16 protein-coding genes are annotated in these 19,014 nt (G+C 66.7%); 15 read left to right on the plus strand and 1 reads right to left on the minus strand.

What is annotated here, in order from left to right; genetic code table 11:
* The first annotated feature begins 57 nt into the window (after nt 1–57).
* The 12 genes from acuI (at nt 58) to murD (ending at nt 13,936) form a co-directional block, all read left to right on the plus strand.
* On the plus strand, nt 58–1,053 hold the full coding sequence (acuI, locus tag RID11_RS04465; protein WP_350136234.1) for an acryloyl-CoA reductase: 996 nt from the start codon (nt 58–60) through the stop codon (nt 1,051–1,053).
* Between the two features lie 59 nt (nt 1,054–1,112).
* On the plus strand, nt 1,113–1,619 hold the full coding sequence (locus tag RID11_RS04470) for a GNAT family N-acetyltransferase (protein ID WP_350136235.1): 507 nt from the start codon (nt 1,113–1,115) through the stop codon (nt 1,617–1,619).
* A gap of 90 nt (nt 1,620–1,709) precedes the next feature.
* Nucleotides 1,710–2,069 carry a DUF2946 family protein gene (locus RID11_RS04475; protein WP_350136236.1) on the plus strand — a complete coding sequence of 120 codons (360 nt, stop codon included), beginning with the start codon at nt 1,710–1,712 and terminating at the stop codon, nt 2,067–2,069.
* Between the two features lie 67 nt (nt 2,070–2,136).
* Nucleotides 2,137–3,546 carry a PepSY-associated TM helix domain-containing protein gene (locus RID11_RS04480; protein WP_350136237.1) on the plus strand — a complete coding sequence of 470 codons (1,410 nt, stop codon included), beginning with the start codon at nt 2,137–2,139 and terminating at the stop codon, nt 3,544–3,546.
* A 727-nt stretch (nt 3,547–4,273) separates the two neighbouring features.
* Complete coding sequence (gene mraZ / locus RID11_RS04485; protein WP_074787704.1) at nt 4,274–4,777, plus strand: division/cell wall cluster transcriptional repressor MraZ; 504 nt, start codon at nt 4,274–4,276, stop codon at nt 4,775–4,777.
* 3 nt (nt 4,778–4,780) lie between these two features.
* Nucleotides 4,781–5,773, plus strand: a complete 993-nt coding sequence (rsmH, locus tag RID11_RS04490) for a 16S rRNA (cytosine(1402)-N(4))-methyltransferase RsmH (RefSeq protein ID WP_350136238.1) — start codon at nt 4,781–4,783, stop codon at nt 5,771–5,773.
* Nucleotides 5,773–6,117, plus strand: a complete 345-nt coding sequence (gene ftsL, locus RID11_RS04495) for a cell division protein FtsL (RefSeq protein ID WP_350136239.1) — start codon at nt 5,773–5,775, stop codon at nt 6,115–6,117. Before rsmH ends, ftsL begins: the two co-directional genes overlap by 1 nt.
* On the plus strand, nt 6,114–7,898 hold the full coding sequence (locus tag RID11_RS04500) for a peptidoglycan D,D-transpeptidase FtsI family protein (RefSeq protein ID WP_350136240.1): 1,785 nt from the start codon (nt 6,114–6,116) through the stop codon (nt 7,896–7,898). The genes ftsL and RID11_RS04500 overlap by 4 nt, the downstream gene beginning before the upstream one ends.
* A gap of 24 nt (nt 7,899–7,922) precedes the next feature.
* Nucleotides 7,923–9,407 carry a UDP-N-acetylmuramoyl-L-alanyl-D-glutamate--2,6-diaminopimelate ligase gene (locus RID11_RS04505; protein WP_350136241.1) on the plus strand — a complete coding sequence of 495 codons (1,485 nt, stop codon included), beginning with the start codon at nt 7,923–7,925 and terminating at the stop codon, nt 9,405–9,407.
* Nucleotides 9,404–10,840, plus strand: a complete 1,437-nt coding sequence (locus RID11_RS04510) for a UDP-N-acetylmuramoyl-tripeptide--D-alanyl-D-alanine ligase (RefSeq protein ID WP_350136242.1) — start codon at nt 9,404–9,406, stop codon at nt 10,838–10,840. The genes RID11_RS04505 and RID11_RS04510 overlap by 4 nt, the downstream gene beginning before the upstream one ends.
* On the plus strand, nt 10,840–11,922 hold the full coding sequence (gene mraY / locus RID11_RS04515; protein ID WP_350136243.1) for a phospho-N-acetylmuramoyl-pentapeptide-transferase: 1,083 nt from the start codon (nt 10,840–10,842) through the stop codon (nt 11,920–11,922). The genes RID11_RS04510 and mraY overlap by 1 nt, the downstream gene beginning before the upstream one ends.
* Before the next feature lie 616 nt (nt 11,923–12,538).
* Complete coding sequence (murD, locus tag RID11_RS04520; RefSeq protein WP_350136244.1) at nt 12,539–13,936, plus strand: UDP-N-acetylmuramoyl-L-alanine--D-glutamate ligase; 1,398 nt, start codon at nt 12,539–12,541, stop codon at nt 13,934–13,936.
* 80 nt (nt 13,937–14,016) lie between these two features.
* Here murD and RID11_RS04525 read toward each other — a convergent pair whose 3' ends face one another.
* Entirely contained in the window at nt 14,017–15,204 is a 1,188-nt protein-coding gene (locus RID11_RS04525; RefSeq protein WP_350136245.1) for a BaiN/RdsA family NAD(P)/FAD-dependent oxidoreductase, read from the minus strand.
* Nucleotides 15,205–15,331: 127 nt separating this feature from the next.
* Here RID11_RS04525 and ftsW point away from each other — a divergent pair, with 127 nt between their 5' ends.
* The 3 genes from ftsW to murC are packed head-to-tail and all read left to right on the plus strand — an operon-like array spanning nt 15,332 to nt 19,012.
* Nucleotides 15,332–16,495 carry a putative lipid II flippase FtsW gene (ftsW, locus tag RID11_RS04530; RefSeq protein ID WP_350136246.1) on the plus strand — a complete coding sequence of 388 codons (1,164 nt, stop codon included), beginning with the start codon at nt 15,332–15,334 and terminating at the stop codon, nt 16,493–16,495.
* A gap of 16 nt (nt 16,496–16,511) precedes the next feature.
* On the plus strand, nt 16,512–17,618 hold the full coding sequence (locus RID11_RS04535) for a UDP-N-acetylglucosamine--N-acetylmuramyl-(pentapeptide) pyrophosphoryl-undecaprenol N-acetylglucosamine transferase (protein ID WP_350136247.1): 1,107 nt from the start codon (nt 16,512–16,514) through the stop codon (nt 17,616–17,618).
* Nucleotides 17,615–19,012, plus strand: coding sequence for a UDP-N-acetylmuramate--L-alanine ligase (gene murC, locus RID11_RS04540; RefSeq protein WP_350136248.1), 1,398 nt, complete (start codon nt 17,615–17,617; stop codon nt 19,010–19,012). The genes RID11_RS04535 and murC overlap by 4 nt, the downstream gene beginning before the upstream one ends.
* Nucleotides 19,013–19,014 lie beyond the last annotated feature (2 nt).

The raw sequence follows: 19,014 nt of genomic DNA on the forward strand, positions 1-19,014 counted from the left end.
GATATTTCTGGCAAGATGAAGCAGGGGGCTGGCCCTGCGATGGAAAAGGAGAGCGACATGTTCAACGCGTTGGTCGTCGAGAAGGACGAAGAGAGCGGCAAGACCTCCGCCGCGGTCAAGCAGATCACGGTCGATGACCTGCCGGAGGCGGAGGTGCTGGTCGCGGTCGAGTATTCCACGGTGAATTACAAGGACGGGCTCTGCGTCGGGCCCGGCGGCGGGCTGGTGCGCAACTATCCGCATGTGCCCGGCATCGACTTTGCCGGGACCGTCGAGGAGAGCAGCGACGACCGTTACAAACCGGGTGACAAGGTCGTGCTCACCGGCTGGCGCGTCGGCGAGGCGCATTGGGGCGGCTACGCGCAGAAGGCGCGGGTCAAGGCCGACTGGCTGGTGCCGCTGCCCGAGGGGCTGGACACGCGGCAAGCGATGGCCGTGGGCACGGCGGGGTTCACCGCCATGCTGGCGGTGATGGCGCTGGAGGATCATGGGCTTGCACCGGGGCACGGGCCGGTGCTGGTCACCGGGGCGGCGGGCGGTGTCGGCTCGGTCGCGACCGCGATCCTTGCCAATCTCGGCCATGAGGTCGCCGCCGTCACCGGTCGCCCCGATCAGGAGGACTATCTGCGCGGCCTCGGCGCTGGCCAGATCGTCGCGCGTGATGAGCTGACCGAGGTGACGAAGAAGCCGCTCGAGGCCGAGCAATGGTCAGGCTGCGTCGATGCGGTGGCGGGCGCGATGCTGGGCCGGGTGCTCAAGCAGATGAAATACGGCACCTCGGTCGCCGCCATCGGGCTGGCAGGGGGACCGGCCATCGAAGGCGCGCTGATCACCCCCTTCATCCTGCGCGGCGTCAACCTGCTGGGCATCGACAGCGTCATGCAGCCCTACGAGAACCGCACCCGCGCCTGGGACCGCATCGCTCGCGATCTGCCGATGGACAAGCTCGAGGCGATGGTGCAGCCCGCCTGCCTCGGCGATCTGCCCGAGCTTGGCCGCGACATCCTCAAAGGTCAGGTCAAGGGCCGCGTCGTCGTGGACGTCAACACCTGAGCCTTGTCAAACCCCGCGCCCCCCGCTAGCCATGGCTTGAGCGGGGGGGGGGCGGCGATATGGACAGCGATCAGGGCATCACCATAAGGTACGCGCGCGAGGGCGATTTCAACGCCCTCTGGCCGATCCTGCGCGGCGTCATCAAGGCAGGCGAGACCTACACGATAGAGCCGGGCCTGACCCGCGAGGCGGTGCGCGAGATGTGGATGCAGACCCCGCGCGCCACCTATGTGGCCGAGATCGCGGGCGAGGTCCTGGGCACCTATTACATCAAGACCAATCAGCCCGGCGGCGGCGCGCATGTCTGCAACGCGGGCTTCATGGTGGCCGAGGCGGCGCGCGGGCAGGGCCTTGCCCGGGCGATGTGCCTGCACGCGCAGGACGAGGCCCGCGCCATGGGCTATCTCGCGATGCAGTTCAATTTCGTGGTCGAGACCAATACGAGGGCCATCGCCCTTTGGGAGGATCTGGGCTTTGAGACCGTGGGCCGCCTGCCGCGCGCCTTTCGGCATCCTGTCGCGGGCCTTGTCGATGCGCGCATCATGTACAAATGGCTCGGGGACTGAGCCTGCCTCCGCATTGAGAACTGGCGCAATGCCCGGACCTGTGGCAGAGTGCCGCGCATGACGCGCGTTTCATTCGGTCTTTTTTCAAGATTGATTTTGGTTATCGCCCTGAGCGTGGCGATGGCGGCGGTGGGTTTTGCCCATCGCGATCTGACCGGGGAGACAGGGCGCAGCGTCAATCCCGATTACCTCGCCTATCTCGCGGCGGGCGGCAGCGCCGATGACCTCTGCGCGCACGATGCCCATGACGGCGGCGCGGGGCACGACAACGCCGCCACCGGATGCGAGGCCTGCCGCCTCGCGGCCTCGGTACTGCTGCCAGGGCAGGCGGCTCTGCCCGAGGCATGGAGCGCTCCGCGTGAGGCGCGGATCAAGCACGCCCCGGAATGGCATCTGACACGGGCCTTTGCCCATGCCCGGCCCAATCCGCGCGCCCCGCCGCGCGCCTGATTTCCTTAAAATTCGTCTCTTTTACCCGTTTCCCCCCGGCATCCGGGGTCTCTGATGGAGCCTTTCCATGACGTCGATCGAGCCGACCCACGCCCCCGCGCAGCCGCGCAGCGGGGCAAACCCGTTCTATTTCGCCGCCTGGCGCTGGCATTTCTATGCCGGCCTCTTCGTGATCCCGTTTTTCTGCATCCTCGCCGTCACCGGCATGCTGATGCTGTGGATTTCCTGGGTCGATGGGCGCGACGGCGAGCGCACGCCGGTGATCCCGCAAGAGGCGGCGCTCGCCGTCTCCGAGCAGGCCCAGGCGGCCACCGCCGCCATCCCCGGCGGCACCCTCAAGCAATACGTGGCCCCGCGCCGCGATGATCTCGCGGCGATTTTCCGCGTCGATCTCGACGGCGAGGCCAACATGGTCGTCGTCGATCCCTACAGGGCTGAGGTGCTGGAGATCTTCCCGCGCCGCTCCGGTTGGTACGATTTCGCCGATGGCATCCACAGCAACCTGATGCTGGGCGTGACCGGCGACCGGATGCTTGAAATTGCGGCCTCGCTCGGCATGGTGCTGATCGCCACCGGCCTTTACATGTGGTGGCCGCGCGAGGCCGGATGGCGCGCCGCATTGATCCCCAGCTTTGGCCGCGGCCGCGCGCTCTGGCGCTCGCTGCATGGCGTGCTGGGCTTCTGGATTTCCATCGTACTGGCGTTCTTCCTCGTCTCCGGCCTCGCCTGGGCGGGCATCTGGGGCGAGAAGATGGTCCAGGCATGGAGCCAGTTTCCGGCTGAGAAATGGGATAACGTGCCGCTCTCGGACGATATTCACGCCAGCATGAATCACGACCGCAAGGAGGTGCCCTGGGCACTCGAACAGACACCGATGCCTGCCTCGGGCAGCCGTGCAGGCCATGCAGGCGTCGATGCCGAGGGCGGCAGGGCAGTGGATATCGACACGCTCGACGCGCTCGCGCGCGAGATCGGCTTTGACGCCCGCTACCAGCTCAACCTGCCGAACGGCGAGGCGGGCGTCTGGACCATCAACCGCGACTCGATGAACACCGATGACACCGACCCCACCAGCGACCGGACCGTGCATGTCGACCAGTATACCGGCAACATCCTCGCCGATGTGCGCTACGCCGACTATTCGCTGGCGGGCAAGGCGATGGCGGTGGGCATCGCGCTGCACATGGGCACGCTGGGGCTTTGGAGCGTTCTGGCCAACACCGTCTTTTGCCTCTCGGTGCTGTTTCTCTGCGTCAGTTCCGTGGTGATGTGGTGGAAGCGCCGCCCGGCGGGCATGGCCGGGCGTCTCGCCGCGCCGCCCTTGCCGCGTGACATGCCGATGTGGCAGGGCGCGGTGCTGGTCGGGCTGGCGGTCTCGCTGGCCTTCCCCCTGGCCGGGCTGACGCTGATCACCGTGCTGGCGCTCGATGTACTGGTGCTGCAACGCCTGCCCGCGCTGCGCCGTCTGGTCAGCTGATCACCGCCCCCGGTGCGGGGACCTTCAATTTGAGCATTGCAAAACCCCGTCCCGAAAGGGCGGGGTTTCGTCGTTCTGGCGGGATTGGGTGGGACTGTTCGGGAAACATGGGAATTCATGGGCCGAACTTGCCCCACGGTGATGACTCGACGCGAAAATCGAATCAATCCGACGTGAATCACCGTCTTCCTGCGCGCCAAAAGCCCGTTGATTTGCGTCGTCCGAGCCTGTAATCCCGAGATTAGAGCGCAAACTTCCATAAAAATTTGGAAATCATGGGAAATAATAGGAAACAGGTAAGATGCGTATATATGGTGCCCTATCCGACGTACCTAACTATATAAGCCACCGCCAAGCGTGAATTTGGCACATTATGTTGTTTTCAAGTGGCCTCTAAAGCAACATCCTGTGCCTGTAAGTGCAAAAAAAAGTTGCCATGGGACGATTTCCCATAGTATCAATAAACCACGATGAAGACGGGAACACAGAGGGGCAGCAAGACCCCAAAAACTCCCAAGTCAGGTTTCATACAGGCACCCGCTTTCATCGAACAAAGAGATCCGGCGCGCGAGCGAGCAGACATCCCCCCAGGTGGCGCGCGCAGTCGGACACCCCGCTCAAGCGGGACGAGGGCGGCGGGTTGATCAGTGGCAGCAGATCAACCCGCCGTTTCGTGTCTCAGGGGGCAGGTTTTCAGCCGGGGGCGTAACAAGGGACCAACGGGACAGTGGGCCGGATATTCAGAGGCGAGAGTCTCCACAAGGTGGATGGAAAGGGCAGGGTGTCGATCCCGGCTCTTTATCGCCGTGTGATCGAGGCCTCAGACCCGAACTGGACCGACGGCCTCAGCCCAGAACTCATCATCGTCTACGGCGATCACCGCCGCAATTTCCTCGAATGCTACACCGTCGAGGCAATGCAGGAGGTGGACGACAAGATCGCCGCCCTGCCGCGCGGCTCGCAGGCGCGCAAGCATCTCCAGCGGCTCTTTCACGGCCAGAGCTTTCCCACCTCGGTGGACGAGACCGGGCGGCTGGTGCTGCCCGCCAAGCTGCGCCGCAAGATCGACCTCGAAGGCGAGGCGTTCTTCATCGCCGCCGGCGACACCTTCCAGATCTGGAAGCCCGAGACCTACGAGTCCGAGGAACTGGCCAAGACCGAAGAATGGCTCGACGACTTCCCCGAGGATTTCGACCCGCTCATCCTGCTCGATACACCGGACGGGGCGTGAACCATGGCCGCTGCCGCCGCCACATCCCCCGACGCCCCGCATATCCCGGTCCTGCTGCGCCCGCTTCTGGCGGCCGTGGCCCCCGTCACCGGCACCTGGCTTGATGGCACGCTCGGCGCGGGCGGCTATGCGCGCGGGCTGCTGGACGCCGGGGCGGCCCAGGTCATCGGCGTCGACCGCGACCCGCTGGCGCTCGATCTCGCGCGCGACTGGGGCGCGGACTACGGCGACCGGCTGCGCCTCGTGCAGGGCAATTTCGCGCAGATGGACGACTACGCCAGTGATCTCGACGGCGTCGTGCTCGATCTCGGCGTCTCCTCGATGCAGCTTGACGAGGCCGCACGCGGCTTTTCCTTCCGAAACGACGGCCCGCTCGACATGCGGATGAGTCAGTCCGGCCCCACCGCCGCCGATCTGGTCAACGAGACCCCCGAGGCTGAGCTTGCCAATATCATCTTTCTCTACGGCGAGGAGCGCGCCAGCCGCCGCATCGCCAAATCCATCGTCCGGGTCCGCGAGGACGCCCCCATCGAGACCACGCTGCAACTCGCCGGGATCGTCGAGCGCTGCCTGCCGCGCCCCAAGCCCGGCCAGACCCACCCCGCGACCCGCACCTTTCAGGCGATCCGCATCGCGGTCAACGACGAATACGGCGCGCTGATCGAGGGGCTGGAGGCCGCAGAGCGCGCCCTGAAACCCGGAGGACAACTGGCGGTCGTGACCTTCCATTCCATCGAGGACCGGATGGTCAAACGTTTCTTGCAGATCCGCGCAGGCGCCACCGGCGGCGGCAGCCGCCACGCCCCCAAGATCGAACAGCCCGACCCGCAATTCACCCTCAAGTCGCGCAAGGCCATCGGCCCCGACGCGCAGGAACTCGATGAAAACCCGCGCGCACGCAGCGCCAAGCTGCGCGTCGCAACCCGCACCGAGGCCCCGGCGGGCCATGTCGACCGCAGCGCCATCGGCATGCCGATGCTCAAGGGGGGCAAATGATGCGCAGCCTGCTTTATGTTCTGACCGCCCTTGCCGTGATCGGCCTCGCCTTCTGGGCCTACCGCGAGAATTACCGCACACAAGAGGCGCAGGCCGAGGCGCAGCGCCTCCAGCACGCCATCGGCGACGCGCGCGCCCGGCTGCGCGTGCTCAACGCCGAATGGGCCTATCTCAACCGCCCCGACCGGCTGATGGATCTGGTCGAGCTGAACTACGACAAGCTCGGCCTCCTGCCGCTCCAGCCCTACCAGTTCGGGCGGATTGATCAGGTTGCCTTCCCCGCGCCGCCCGAATTGCCGATCACCAACCCCGTTGACGTCTCGAACCCGGAGCAACAGCCATGATCCGCACGCCCCTGCGTCCGCTCGCCCGCATCCTCGAGGCCCGCAGCCGTGGCGAGAACCCCGACGCCATCGAGCGCGAGAACATCCGCCTGCGCCACGAGGAAATGCGCGACCGCGCCCGCCGCCGCGCCGAGGGGCGGCTCTTGGTGCTGGCGGTGTTCTTCTTCTGCGCCTTCAGCCTCGTGGGCGGGCGCATGGCGGTGCTGGCGCAATCCGAGCCGGGCGAGCCGCGCACCAGCGTCGCAGGCGCGTCGATCCTCGCGCAGCGCGCCGATATCGTCGATCGCGAAGGCCGGATACTGGCCACCAATTTCGACACCCACAGCCTCTATGCCCAGCCCGAGGATATGATCGACCCCGAACATGCCGCCGACAAGCTGGTGGAAATCTTCCCCGATCTCGACCGCGCCCGCCTGATCCGCGATTTCACCGGCACCCGCAAGTTCCTCTGGATCAAGAAGAAAATCAGCCCCGAGCAACAGCAGGCCGTGCATGATATCGGCGAGCCGGGCTTGCTCTTCGGCCCGCGCGAGATGCGGCTCTATCCCAATGGCCGGATCGCGGCACATGTGCTGGGCGGGGCCAGCTTCGGCCGCGAAGGCGTGCATGCCGCAGAGGTGGTCGGCGTCGCCGGCATCGAGAAGTATTTCGACGAGCGCCTGCGTGATCCCGCCCGGGCGCATCAGCCGCTCACCCTCTCGCTCGATCTCAGCGTGCAGGCCGCGATGGAGCGGGTCTTGCATGGCGGCATGAAGATCATGAACGCCAAGGGCGCGGCGGGCATCCTGATGGAGGTCGACACCGGCGAGGTCGTGGCCGTCGCCTCGCTGCCGGATTTCGACCCCAACGACCGCCCCGCCGCCCCGACCGAGGGCAACCCCGATGACAGCCCGCTCTTCAACCGCGCGGTGCAGGGGGTGTATGAGCTGGGTTCGGTCTTCAAGGTGTTTTCCGTCGCGCAGGCGCTGGAACTGGGGCTGGTGAATCCCGACACGATGATCAACACCAAAAGTCCGATGCAATGGGGCAAGTTCCGCATCCGCGACTTCCGCAATTACGGCCCGGAACTGAGCGTCACCAAGGTGATCGTCAAATCCTCCAACGTCGGCACCGCCCGCATCGCGATGGATATCGGCGCGGACCGGCAGCGCGCCTTCCTTGACAGCCTCGGCTTCATGCAGGCCTCGCCGCTGGAGATCACCGAGGCCTCGGGCAGCAAGCCGCTCCTGCCCAAGAACTGGTCGGAACTGTCGACCATGACGATCTCCTACGGCCACGGTCTCTCGACCAGCCCGATGCACCTCGCCGCCGCCTATGCGACCATCGCCAATGGCGGGCGGCTCGTGACACCGACCCTTCTGCATGACGCGGCCCGCGCCCCCGGCGCGCGCGTCATCTCCGAAACCACGGCAGATGCCATGCGCCACATGATGCGCAAGGTGGTCAGCGAGGGCACCGCCAGTTTCGGCGAGGTCGAAGGCTATGCGGTCGGCGGCAAGACCGGCACCGCCGACAAGCCCAAGGCGCGCGGCGGCGGCTATTACGACGACAAGGTGATCGCCACCTTCGCCAGCATCTTTCCCGCGCATGATCCGAAATACGTGCTTGTCGTCACCCTCGACGAGCCGGTCGAGACCTCGGGCGACGAGCCGCGCCGCACCGCTGGCTGGACCGCCGTGCCGGTTGCCGCCGAAATCATCCGTCGCGTCGCTCCGCTCATGGGGTTGCGACCCGAGATTGAACCCGCAGACCTTGCTGCTATAAGGCGGGCATCCAACTAATCGCGGCAAGGCGGGGCACATCACGTGGCGGGGCAGATCAGATCATTGGCAGAGCTTGGCCTGACCGCCATGGCGGGCCGCAACGCGCAGGTCACGGGGTTGTCGGTGGACAGCCGCGCGGTGCGCAAGGGCATGCTCTTCGCTGCGCTGCCGGGGGTCAAGGTGCATGGCGCGGCCTATATCGAAACGGCCCTCGCGCAGGGGGCGGCGGCGATCCTGACCGATGCCCAGGGCGCGCGTCACGCGCATGAGGCCCTGGCTGGCAGCGACGCGGCCCTTGTCATCGCCGAAGATCCGCGCCAGACCCTCGCCTTCGCCGCCGCCCTCTGGTTCGGCGCACAGCCCGAGGTGATGGTCGCCGTCACCGGCACCAACGGCAAGACCTCCGTGGCCAGTTTCACCCGCCAGATCTGGGAACTGATGGGGCTCGACGCGGTCAATCTCGGCACCACCGGCGTCGAGGGTGCGCTCAGCCTGCCGATGACCCACACCACGCCCGAGCCGATTACCCTGCACCGGCTGCTCGCCGACTGCGCCGAGGCCGGTGTCGATCACGCCGCGATGGAGGCGTCCTCGCACGGGCTGGCGCAGAAACGGCTCGACGGGGTGCGCCTCGCGGCGGCGGGCTTCACCAACATCACACAGGACCATCTCGATTATCACGCCGATTTCGATGAGTATTTCGATGCCAAGGCCGGGCTCTTCTCCCGCGTCCTCTCCGAGGATGGCGTCGCGGTCATCAATATCGACGACCCGCGCGGCACCGGCATGGCCGAGATCGCCACCGAGCGCGGGCAGGACCTGATCACCGTCGGGCGCAGACCCGGTGCCGATCTGCATCTGGTCGCACAGCGCTTCGATGCGACCGGGCAGGTGCTCCGTTTCGACTGGGAGGACAGCACTCATCAGGTGCGGCTCGACCTGATCGGCGGGTTTCAGGCGGAGAACGTCCTGCTCGCGGCGGGCCTCGTGATCGGCACCGGCGAGGACCCCGAGCGCGTCTTTGCCACGCTGCCCGAAATGCGCACCGTGCGCGGCCGCATGCAGCTTGCCGCCACCCGCGAAAACGGCGCGGCGGTCTTCGTCGACTACGCGCACACGCCCGACGCCGTGGCCACCGCCCTCAAGGCGATGCGCCCGCATGTCATGGGCCGGCTCTATGCCATCGTCGGCGCGGGCGGCGACCGCGACCGGGGCAAGCGGCCCCTGATGGGGCAGGCGGCGACCGAATTCGCCGACCGCGTGATCGTGACCGATGACAACCCCCGCTCCGAGGATCCGGCCAGCATCCGGCAGGCCGTGTTGCAGGGCTGCCCCGGCGCGCAAGAGGTGGGCGACCGCGCCGAGGCGATCCTGCGCGCGGTCGACGCACTCGGCCCCGGCGACGCGCTGCTGATCTGCGGCAAGGGCCACGAGACCGGCCAGATCGTCGGCGACGACGTGCTGCCCTTCGACGATGCCGAACAGGCCAGCCTTGCGGTCTCCGTGCTCGACAGGGGGCGGGTATGACGCTCTGGACGGCACAAGAGGCGGCAGAGGCGACCGGCGGGCGCGTAACCGGCGTTTGGACCGCGAGCGGCGTCTCCATCGACACCCGCACATTGCAGCCCGGCGATCTTTTCGTGGCACTCAGGGATGTGCGCGACGGCCATGATTTCGTCGCACAGGCGCTTGAAAAAGGCGCGGCGGCGGCTCTCGTCAGCCATATCCCCAAGGGCGTGGCCAAGGATGCCCCGCTCCTCATCGTCAAGGATGTGCAGGCCGCGCTCGAGGCGCTTGGCCGCGCTGGCCGCGCCCGCTTGCAGGGCCGCGTCATCGCCGTCACCGGCTCGGTCGGCAAGACCTCGACCAAGGAGATGCTGCGCGACGTTCTGGGTGCCCAGGGCCGCGTGCACGCCGCCGAGGCCAGCTACAACAACCACTGGGGCGTGCCGCTCACGCTGGCGCGGATGCCCGCGGACACCGACTTTGCCGTGATCGAGATCGGCATGAACCACCCCGGCGAAATCGCGCCGCTCGCGCGGATGGCCCGCCCGCATGTGGCGCTCATTACCACCGTCGCCCCCGCGCACCTTGAGGCGTTCGAGAATATCGACGGCATCGCCCATGAAAAGGCTAGCATCTTCGAAGGGCTGGAGCCGGACGGCGTGGCGATCCTCAACGCCGATGTCGCGACCGCCCCGATCCTGCGAGACGTGGCGGCGCGGCATGCCGGGCGCGTCCTCTCCTTCGGCTGGTCACGCACCGCGCATCATCGCCTGCTGTCGGTCGATCTGCATGAGAATTCGACCGTCGCCCGCGCCCGCGCCTGGCGCACGCCACTTGTCTACAAGATCGCGGTGCCGGGGCGGCATTTCGCGCTCGGCGCGCTCGCGGTGCTGGCGGTGGTGCGGGTGCTGGGGCTCGACCGGGCCGTGGCGATGGCCGATCTTGCGACATGGTCGCCGCCCGCCGGGCGCGGCACACGCGAGCGGCTGGTGCTCGACACCGCCGAAGACGGGATGAGCATCGACCTGATCGACGACGCCTTCAACGCCAACCCCGCCTCGATGGAGGCGGCGCTTGATGTGCTGGCGGTCAGCCATCCGCGCGACGATGTCGGCCGCGTCGCCCGTGGCCGCCGGATCGCCATCCTCGGTGACATGCTGGAACTCGGCGAGACTGAACGCGCGCTGCACGCCGCCCTTGCCGATCTGTCCGCGATGCAGGCGGTGCACGAGGTGCATTGCGTGGGCCCGCGCATGCGCGCGCTATGGGATGCGCTGCCATGGGAAAAGCGCGGTCGCCGCGTCACCCGCGCCGAGGATCTGGCGCAAGAGGCGCACCGGCTGGTCGATGCGGGCGATGTGGTTCTGGTAAAGGGCTCCAAGGGGAGCCGGGTAAGCTTGGTCGTCGCCGCGTTGCGGCGGGCAGGGCGCAAGATGGAAGAGGACGTGGCGTAATGCTCTATTGGCTGACGATCTGGTCGGACGGGGGGGATTTCTTCAACCTCTTTCGCTACATCACCTTCCGCGCGGGCGGCGCCTTCATGACCGCGCTCATCTTCGGCTTCCTCTTCGGCCCGCCGCTGATCCTGTCGCTGCGCCGCCGTCAGGGCAAGGGCCAGCCCATTCGCAGCGACGGGCCGGAATCGCACCTGGCCAAGGCCGGCACCCCCACCATGGGCGGGCTCTTGATCGTGGGCGCGCTGCTCACCTCGACGCTGCTTTGGGCGCGGCTCGACAATCCTTACGTCTGGCTGGTGCTGTTCGTCACGCTCGCCTTTGGCCTGATCGGCTTTGCCGATGACTACGCCAAGGTCTCCAAGGGCAATCACAAGGGCGTGCCCGGCCGCGTGCGCCTTGCGCTTGGCTTTCTCATCGCGCTGATCGCGGCGGGCTGGGCCAGCTGGCACCACCCGGCGGAGTTACAGTTCCAACTGGCGCTGCCGGTCTTCAAGGACGTGCTGGTCAACCTCGGCTTCCTCTTCATCCCCTTCGCGATGATCGTCGTGGTCGGTGCCGCCAATGCGGTCAACCTCACCGACGGGCTCGACGGGCTGGCGATCATGCCGGTGATGATTGCCTCGGGCGCGCTCGGCATCATCGCCTACACGGTGGGGCGGACCGACTTCACCGAATATCTCGGCCTGCATTACGTGCCCGGCACCGGCGAGATCCTGATCTTCGTGGCAGGCCTCGTGGGCGGCGGTCTCGGTTTCCTGTGGTACAACGCGCCCCCGGCGGCGGTCTTCATGGGCGACACCGGCTCGCTGGCCCTCGGCGGCGCATTGGGCGCGATTGCCGTGGCCACCAAGCACGAACTGGTTCTGGGCATCGTCGGCGGCCTCTTCGTGGCCGAGGCGCTCTCGGTGATCGTGCAGGTGATCTATTTCAAACGCACCGGCAAGCGCGTCTTCCTCATGGCCCCGATCCATCACCACTACGAGAAAAAGGGCTGGGCCGAACCCCAGATCGTCATCCGCTTCTGGATCATCGCGCTGATCCTCGCGATGATTGGGCTGGCAACGCTGAAATTGCGCTAGGGGCGCGGTTTTGACCTTGAGTGGACATAAGAGCCAGCCGCGCGAAACGCACCGAAGGTGCCGCGCGATCGCCTGGCCGTCCCGCGGCCTGGCGATTTGAGGGGTTGCGCCACGTGTCGATACTTCGATGACTTGGCTGACATAAAGTACCCGCCACGACCGTTGCATCGCCAGTCCCCGGCCCTGCGATCACGCGGCACCTTCTGGCGGAGTGCTATGTCCGCTCCAAACCAACCCTGGCCCCGCGTCAAAAAACACCCGCACAACCCGGTCTCCGTCCCCAGTCCCCCGTACCCGTCATCCTCGGGCCTGACCCGAGGATCTCCCTGCCAGCAGATCGCCCGGTTAAACCGGGCGATGACGCCCATGTTCCACCGACCCTCGCACGCCCCGTTAACCCCGCCCGACCCCCACATCGCCACCGTCGCGATACCGATGCAATACCGACGCGATACAGACAGCCCGAAACCGCCCCATCCCCCTTGTTAACCTGGCGATTCGGGCCCTCGCACCCCTCCACCCGCACGCCGCCCGCAACCATTCGTTAACCCGCTTGCGCGCGCCGCCGCGCCGGGGCACTCTCGCGCGGCGAAAACGGCGGGAAGGAAACGGCACGATGATCAAGGTGCAGGGAATGGCCGGACAGCGCGTGGCGGTGCTGGGACTGGGGCGCTCGGGCCTCTCGGCGGCGCGTGCGCTCAGTGCAGGCGGGGCCGAGGTGCTGGCCTGGGACGACAACCCGCCCGCCCGCGACGCCGCCCTCGCCGCAGGCCTCACCGTCACCGACCTCACCCGCGCGGGCGCCTTCGATGACGTGGCGCGCCTGATCGTCAGCCCCGGCATCCCGCATCTCTACCCGTCGCCCAACAAGGTGATCACAGCGGCGCAAGAGGCGGGCGTTCCGGTGGACAACGATATCGGGCTCTTCTTCCGCTCCCTCGCCACGCCCGACTGGAACAGTTTCGACCAGCCGCCCAAGGTCATCGCCGTGACCGGAAGCAATGGGAAATCAACGACATCCGCCCTCATCCACCATGTCCTGACCGAGGCGGGAAAGCCCGCGCAGCTCGCGGGCAATATCGGGCGCGGCGTGCTTGATATCGACCCGCCGGGCGATGGCGGCGTGGTGGTGCTGGAGCTTTCCAGTTACCAGACCGATCTGGCCCGCGCACTCACGCCGGATGTGGCGGTGTTCACCAACCTCTCCCCCGACCATCTCGACAGGCACGCCGGTCTGGGCGGCTATTTCGCGGCCAAGCGGCGGCTGTTCTCAGAGGGCGGGCCAGACCGCGCGGTGATCGGCGTGGACGAGGATGAGGGCCGCTATCTCGCGGGACAGTTGAGCGAGGCACCGAGCGACGACCGGGTGATCCGCGTCTCGGTCGAGCGCAAGCTCACGGGCCCCGGCTGGATGGTCTTCGCGCGCAAGGGCTTTCTCAGCGAATACCGCAAGGGCAAGCAGGTCGCCTCCATCGATCTGCGCGCGGTGCCCGGCCTGCCGGGCCGCCACAACCACCAGAACGCCTGCGCCGCCTACGCCGCCTGCCGCACCCTCGGCCTCGCCCCCCGGGTGATCGAGGCCGCCTTCCACAGCTTCGCGGGCCTGCCGCATCGCAGCCAGACCGTGGCCGAGCGGGGCGGCGTGCGCGTCGTCAATGACAGCAAGGCCACCAATGTCGATGCCGCCCTGCAGGCGCTTCTGGCCTTCGACAACATCCGCTGGATCTGCGGCGGGCTGGAGAAGGAGGGCGGGCTGGCCGGGCTGGCACCCGGCCTGCAAAACGTGCGCAAGGCCTATGTCATCGGGCGCGAGGCGGCGCAATTCGCCCTTGGTCTGGAGGGGGTGGAGGTGGAGATCTGCACCACCATGGCCCGCGCCGTCGAGGCCGCCCTGACCGAGGCCGCGCCGGGTGACGTGGTGCTTCTCGCCCCGGCCGCCGCCAGCTTCGATCAATACGATAATTTCGAGCAACGCGGCGAGGATTTCATCTCGCAGGTGCGCGCCCGGTTGTGAGCATCGGCTATGAGTATTTTTGCCAAGAAGAAGCGGGAATCAAGGGTTTCTTTATGGTCCAAATACTCAATTCCGGCGGCTCAGCCTCGCGCCGCGATCGCCTGTCCAGCGGCCCAGCCCGACGACCACGCCCATTGGAAATTGTAGCCGCCGAGCCAGCCGGTCACATCGACCGCCTCGCCGATGGCATAAAGCCCCGGCAGGTGCTGTGATTCCATGGTTTTCGAGGACAGCCCGCCGGTGTCGATGCCGCCAAGCGTGACCTCGGCGGTGCGATAGCCCTCGGTGCCGGTGGGCCTCAGCGTCCAGCCGCGTAAGGTATCGGTGATCTCGGCGAGCCTTGCGTCGGACTGATCCGCCAGATTGCCCGAAAGGCCGAGTGCCGGGGCAAGATGGCCGACCAGCTTGGCGGGCAGGTGGTGGCCGAGTTCCGTGGTCAGGTTGCGGCGGCCCTGGCTCTGGCGTTGCGCGCGCAGCGCCTCATAAAGCTGCGCCTCGGGGTCGAGATCGAGGGTGATCGCCTCGCCCTCGCGCCAGAAGGACGAGATTTGCAGGATCGCCGGGCCCGAGAGGCCCCGATGGGTGAAAAGCGCGGCCTCCTCGAAGGCCGTGCCGTTGCAGGCAGCACGCACCGGCAGGGCGGTGCCGGACATCGCCGCGAAAGGTGCCTCGGAAAAGGTGAAGGGCACCAGCGCCGGGCGCGTCTCGGTCAGCGCGTGGCCAAAGCGTTGTGCAATGTCATAAGCCAGCCCCGTCGCCCCCATCTTTGGGATCGACTTGCCCCCCGTGGCGAGCACAAGGTTGCGCGGGCTGAGCGTTACGCGCGCGCCCTCACGCTCCAGCACGGCGTGAAAGCGGCTGCCGTCATGGGAAAGGTCCACCAGCCGCGTCGACAGCCACAGATCGGCCCCCGCACCGCGCAACTCCTTGACCAGCATGGCGATGATCTGCGTGGCCTTGTCGTCGCAAAACAGCTGGCCAAGCGTCTTTTCATGCCAGGCGATGCCATGGCGCGCCACGAGGTCGATGAAATCCCATTGTGTGTAGCGCGACAGGGCCGATTTGCAGAAATGTGGATTGGCCGACAGGAAATTCCCGGGCCCCGCGTGCAGATTGGTAAAGTTGCAGCGCCCGCCGCCAGAGATGCGGATCTTCTCACCGGGCGCGCGGGCATGGTCGATGACCAGCGTGCCCGGCCTGGCCTGCGCTGCGCACATCAGCCCGGCCGCCCCCGCGCCGAGAATGAGGGTATCGAAGGCCTCTGTCATGGCTGCGCCTGAAACGCGAAAACCCGCCGAAAGGCAAGGGGGATAGTTCTGGCGTCTTAGCTGAAAAATCGCTAGACTGTGCATCAGACCCCGAAAAGGGGCGTAAAATGCATGAGGCGGCAGGCAGATGACGGAAATGGTCTATGGGGCAGTGCCCCAAAGGGACGCGGAGCCCATCCTTCCCAAATGGTGGCGCACGATCGACAAGTGGTCGTTTTCCTGCGTGCTGATCCTCTTCGGAATCGGGATATTGCTGGGCCTCGCGGCCTCGCCGCCGCTGGCCGAGAAGAACGGGCTGGCCCCGTTTCATTACGTGCAGCGGCAGGCGTTTTTCGGCGTGCTGGCCCTGATCGCGATGGTGCTGACCTCGATGATGCGGCCAGACATGGTGCGACGGTTGGCGGTCATGGGATTTCTCGCGGCCTTCGTGGCGCTGATCTTCCTGCCAGTCTTTGGCACCGATTTCGGCAAGGGCGCGATGCGCTGGTACAGCCTCGGTTTTGCCAGCGTTCAACCTTCGGAATTTCTCAAGCCCACCTTTGTCGTCGTGGCCGCCTGGATGATGGCGGCAAGCCAGCAGATCAACGGCCCGCCCGGGCTCAGCTGGTCGTTCCTGCTGGCCATGGTGATCCTTGCCTTTCTCGCCATGCAGCCCGATTTCGGGCAGGCGGCGCTGGTGCTCTTTGGCTGGGGGGTGATGTATTTCGTGGCCGGCGCGCCGATCACGCTGCTTCTGGCGATGGCCGGGGGCGTGGTGCTGGCGGGCAGTTTCGCCTATTCCAATTCCGAGCATTTCGCGCGGCGTATCGACGGCTTTCTCAGCCCCGAACTTGACCCCACGACGCAGCTTGGCTTTGCCACCAACGCGATCCGTGAGGGTGGCTTCTTTGGCGTTGGTGTGGGCGAGGGACAGGTGAAGTGGAGCCTGCCGGACGCGCATACCGATTTCATCATCGCGGTCGCCGCCGAGGAATACGGGCTGGTGCTGGTGCTGTGCATCATCGCGCTTTATGCGGGCATCGTCGTGCGCTCGCTGGTGCGGCTGATGCGCGAGCGTGATCCCTTCATCCGGCTGGCAGGCACCGGGCTCATTGCCGTTTTCGGCGCGCAGGCGATGATCAATATGGGCGTCGCCGTGCGGCTTCTGCCCGCCAAGGGCATGACCTTGCCGTTCGTCAGCTACGGCGGCTCGTCGGTGGTGGCGGGCGGCATCGCCGTGGGCATGCTGCTGGCCTTCACCCGCAACCGTCCACAGGGACAGATCGGCGATCTGTTGCGCGGACGTCGGTAAGCACGAGGGGCAAGGCATGAGCGACACGGCACCCCTTCTGATCATCGCGGCGGGTGGCACCGGCGGGCACATGTTCCCCGCGCAGGCGCTGGCCGAGGTGATGCTGCGGCGCGGCTGGCGGGTGCGGCTGAGTACGGATGCGCGCGGCGCGCGCTACGTCGGGGGCTTTCCCCATTCGGTCGAGATCGAGCAAGTCGCAAGCGCCACCTTCGCGCGCGGTACGCTCTTCAACAAGCTGCTGGCCCCGCTGCATATTGCGGGCGGCGTTTTGGGGGCCACGCTGCGGATGCGGCGCGACAAGCCCGCAGCGGTGGTGGGTTTCGGCGGCTATCCGACCATTCCCGCCCTAGCGGCAGCCTATCTGCTGCGCCGCCCGCGCATGGTGCATGAACAGAACGGCGTGCTTGGCCGGGTGAACCGGATCTTTTCCGAACGTGTCGACGTGGTCGCCTGCGGCACCTGGCCCACCGACCTGCCAGAAGGGGTCGAGGGCGTGCATGTCGGCAACCCGGTGCGCGCCGCGGTGCTGGAGCGCGCGGGCGCGCCCTACATTCCGCCGGGCGATTACCCGATGTCGCTCTTGGTGATCGGCGGCAGCCAGGGCGCGCGCATTCTCAGCGACGTGGTGCCCGGGGCCGTGGCCGCACTGCCCGAGACGATCCTGCGCAATCTCCGGGTCAGCCATCAGGCCCGTGAAGAGGACATGGACCGCGTCGCCAAATTCTACGCCGATGCGGGGATCGACGCCGATGTGCAGCCGTTCTTTCGCGATGTGCCGCGCCGGATGTCCGAGGCGCAGCTGGTGATCAGCCGGGCGGGCGCGTCGAGCATTGCCGATATCTCGGTCATCGGACGGCCCGCGATCCTCATCCCCTATGCGGCCGCCGCCGCCGACCACCAAAGCGCCAACGCGCGTGGATTGGTCGAGGCGGGTGGGGCTATCCGCATCCCCGAACGCAAGCTGGACGCGCCCACCCTGACCGCGCAGATTGCTGCCGTTCTTGGCGATGCGCAGGGCGCGGTGATGATGGCGCATGCCGCACTCTCGCAGGGCTTGCCGGATGCGCCGCAACGATTGGCCGACATGGTCGAGAAACTGGCACGTAAAGGGCAAGACAGATGAACGCAGCCACCAAGCTTCCGACCGATGTCGGCCCGATCCATTTTGTCGGCATCGGCGGGATCGGCATGTCGGGCATCGCCGAGGTGCTGATCAACCACGGCTACGAGGTGCAGGGCTCGGACCTCAAGTCTACCCCGATCACCGAGCGGCTCAAGGGCATGGGGGCGAAGATTTTTATCGGGCAACGCCCCGACAATCTGGATGGAGCCGAGGTGGTGGTGATCTCCTCCGCCATCAAGCCGGGCAATACAGAGCTTGACGAGGCGCGCCGTCAGGGCCTGCCGGTGGTGCGCCGCGCCGAGATGCTGGCCGAACTCATGCGGCTCAAATCCAACATCGCGGTGGCGGGCACGCATGGCAAGACCACCACGACGACGCTGGTGGCCGAACTGCTGGTCAAGGGCGGGATCGACCCGACGGTGATCAATGGCGGCGTCATCCATGCCTATGGCTCCAACGCGCGGATGGGGCAGGGCGAATGGATGGTGGTCGAGGCCGATGAGAGCGACGGCACCTTCAACCGCCTGCCCGCGACCATCGCCATCGTTACCAATATCGACCCCGAGCATATGGAGCATTGGGGCGATTTCGATGCGCTGCGACAGGGCTTTCACGATTTTTTAAGCAATATCCCGTTCTATGGCCTCGCGGTCTGCTGCACGGATCACCCCGAGGTGCAGGCGCTGGTTGGCCGAATCACTGACCGCCGCGTCCTGACCTACGGCTTCAACGCGCAGGCCGATGTGCGCGCGGTGAACCTGGCGTATGAGAAAGGTGTGGCACATTTCGATGTGGCGCTTCAGGCCGAAGGGCGGATGATCGAAGGGTGCACCCTGCCCATGCCCGGTGATCACAACGTCTCGAACGCGCTGAGCGCGGTCGCGGTGGCACGCCACCTTGGCATGAAGCGCGACGAGATCCGCGCGGCACTCGCGAGCTTTGGCGGCGTCAACCGCCGCTTCACCCGCGTGGGCGAGGTGAACGGCGTGACCGTGATCGACGATTACGGCCACCATCCCGTCGAGATCGCCGCCGTGCTGCGCGCGGCCCGGCAGGCGACCACGGGCCGCGTGATCGCGGTGCATCAGCCGCACCGCTATTCGCGCCTGTCCTCGCTCTTCGAGGATTTCTGCGGCTGCTTCAACGAGGCTGACGTTGTCGGCATCGCCGAGGTCTATGCGGCGGGTGAAGACCCGATCCCCGGGGCCTCGCGCGACGATCTGGTGGCGGGGCTCATCCGGCACGGGCACCGGCACGCGGTGGCCCTCGACAGTGAAGACGATCTGGAACGGCTGGTGCGCGAGACCGCCCGTCCCGGCGACATGGTCGTCTGTCTCGGCGCAGGTACGATCAGCGCATGGGCCAATGCCCTGCCCGGACGCTTGCGGGGATAGCG

Origin of the sequence: Roseovarius sp. (assembly GCF_040219995.1) — a bacterium.
Classification (GTDB): domain Bacteria; phylum Pseudomonadota; class Alphaproteobacteria; order Rhodobacterales; family Rhodobacteraceae; genus Roseovarius.

Bases quoted from the DNA above. Each gene is read 5' to 3' on its own strand.
- rsmH (WP_350136238.1), top strand. From the start codon at position 4,781: ATGGCCGCTGCCGCCGCCACATCCCCCGACGCCCCGCATATCCCGGTC.
- murC (WP_350136248.1), top strand. From the start codon at position 17,615: ATGAACGCAGCCACCAAGCTTCCGACCGATGTCGGCCCGATCCATTTT.
- RID11_RS04510 (WP_350136242.1), top strand. From the start codon at position 9,404: ATGACGCTCTGGACGGCACAAGAGGCGGCAGAGGCGACCGGCGGGCGC.
- RID11_RS04470 (WP_350136235.1), top strand. From the start codon at position 1,113: ATGGACAGCGATCAGGGCATCACCATAAGGTACGCGCGCGAGGGCGAT.
- acuI (WP_350136234.1), top strand. From the start codon at position 58: ATGTTCAACGCGTTGGTCGTCGAGAAGGACGAAGAGAGCGGCAAGACC.
- RID11_RS04480 (WP_350136237.1), top strand. From the start codon at position 2,137: ATGACGTCGATCGAGCCGACCCACGCCCCCGCGCAGCCGCGCAGCGGG.
- murD (WP_350136244.1), top strand. From the start codon at position 12,539: ATGATCAAGGTGCAGGGAATGGCCGGACAGCGCGTGGCGGTGCTGGGA.
- RID11_RS04500 (WP_350136240.1), top strand. From the start codon at position 6,114: ATGATCCGCACGCCCCTGCGTCCGCTCGCCCGCATCCTCGAGGCCCGC.
- ftsW (WP_350136246.1), top strand. From the start codon at position 15,332: ATGACGGAAATGGTCTATGGGGCAGTGCCCCAAAGGGACGCGGAGCCC.
- RID11_RS04525 (WP_350136245.1), bottom strand. From the start codon at position 15,204: ATGACAGAGGCCTTCGATACCCTCATTCTCGGCGCGGGGGCGGCCGGG.
- RID11_RS04535 (WP_350136247.1), top strand. From the start codon at position 16,512: ATGAGCGACACGGCACCCCTTCTGATCATCGCGGCGGGTGGCACCGGC.
- ftsL (WP_350136239.1), top strand. From the start codon at position 5,773: ATGCGCAGCCTGCTTTATGTTCTGACCGCCCTTGCCGTGATCGGCCTC.
- mraY (WP_350136243.1), top strand. From the start codon at position 10,840: ATGCTCTATTGGCTGACGATCTGGTCGGACGGGGGGGATTTCTTCAAC.